This is a genomic window from Mesorhizobium sp. P2_B5, assembly GCF_056404775.1.
In genome coordinates this window covers 1-1,596 of record NZ_JBFUDJ010000029.1, presented here as the reverse complement: position 1 = coordinate 1,596, position 1,596 = coordinate 1, and the positions used below count along the sequence as shown (strand labels likewise).

The window sequence follows — 1,596 nt, the reverse complement described above, 5'->3', positions numbered from 1 at the left end:
CCGGTAGCTCGTCAGGCTCATAACCTGAAGGTCACAGGTTCAAATCCTGTCCCCGCAACCAAATACAAAAAGCCCGCCTCGTGCGGGCCTTTTTGTATTTTGCTGTGGTGGCCGGCCGGTTTTAACCTGCATCAGGGGCCTGCAAGGAGGCGAAGCCGACGCCGCGGGACAGAAAAGCCAAATCCTGTCCCCGCAACCAAATACAAAAGCCCGCCCCGTGCGGGCCTTTTTGTATGCGGCAGCCGGACACAAAGCCTCTCCCGTTCCCCAAGCCAATTCTTCCGGCGCCCAGCTTCCTTGTCGGTGACCCCTGTAGCTCCGGGCTTTGCCCGACGCAGCAACCGCCACTTTTGCTTGCGACGAGAATGGCGGCAGATGATCCAGGCGTGAATCTTCGATCCATGCCGGCGCGATCGTGATGGGCAGCATTTCGATGCTGCAGAGCCAGGTGACGAATCATTCTACCGCCAGCAGATCGTTGCAAACGAAGCATGGCCATGCGCGCACTCGCTGCTAATTATTGCTATCTATTGCTACTGACCCTTATTCGCACCATAATCTCTTCAGGAGGTTGCCATGCCCAACTACGCACTGAACGACCACTATGAGAGCTTCATCAGGAAGCAGCTCGAATCAGGCCGCTACAACAATGCCAGTGAGGTTGTTCGCGCCGGCTTGCGTATGCTCGAGGATTTCGAGGCGGAGCGGGAAAGATGGCTGCGCGAGGAAATCCCCGCGCGCCTGACCGAGCTCCAGCGGGATCCGGCGAAGGCTATCCCTGCCGAGACGGTTTTTTCGCGGCTCGAGGCCCGGCATCGCGCGAAGCAGGCGAAAGCCAAGTAGGCAATGGAGTATCGCATTGTCTTCCACCCTAAGGCGGAAGCTGAACTCGAACAGCTCTATGATGACATAGCCGACCGTGCGTCGCCGGCGATCGCCTGGAATTTCATCGCCAGCATCCGCGACCATTGCCTCGGCCTGTCGACTTTTCCACAGCGCGGCACGGAGCGGGTCGAGATCATGCCTGGTCTGCGCATCATCGGCTACCGCCGCGCCGTCAGCATTGCGTTTGCGGTCGAGGCCGAGAAGGTCCTGATCCTGGGCATCTTTTTCGCCGGTCGAAACATCACGGCGGAATTGCTGGAAGATCGGCTCTGAAGCACTGCTCAGGCTGGCGCTGTGGTCGACATTCACCGGGCAGAGCAGACGATTTTCAAGCCGATGGCACGCCGCCGCCGCCGAGGGATGGGAGCTTCGTAGAAGTGACCGACCGCGGAACACCACTCATAATTTCAGCCAAGCCAACTCACGAATTTCAGCCCCGTGGATATCTCTGCGAGAAATCGAAAAAACATGAGTGATCGGTGTTGACAGTTTGAGTGGGTGGCGACTATATACGCCTCACGAACGAGGGCGGTGCGCCGCAGGCGGCGAAGCAGTTTGCTTCTGAATAAGCCCTTGTGAAATTCAAGAGAGCCGCGTAAGCGACACTCGGACGGCCCCGAAGCCACAAGCGTAACGGGCCACGACCTCGCGTCTGCGGGGTCTGTTCTTTGAAAATTGAATATTGAAGAAAGAGAAACGTGGGCGGCAGAG

The 1,596-nt window shown here is 58.1% G+C and carries 2 protein-coding genes; both read left to right on the top strand.

From position 1 onward, the window contains the following. Positions 1-576 precede the first annotated feature (576 nt). Entirely contained in the window at positions 577-843 is a 267-nt protein-coding gene (locus tag AC1D1N_RS32315; protein WP_436261482.1) for a type II toxin-antitoxin system ParD family antitoxin, read from the top strand. A 3-nt stretch (positions 844-846) separates the two neighbouring features. After that, positions 847-1,158, top strand: coding sequence for a type II toxin-antitoxin system RelE/ParE family toxin (locus AC1D1N_RS32310; protein ID WP_436261481.1), 312 nt, complete (start codon positions 847-849; stop codon positions 1,156-1,158). Positions 1,159-1,596: the final 438 nt, after the last annotated feature.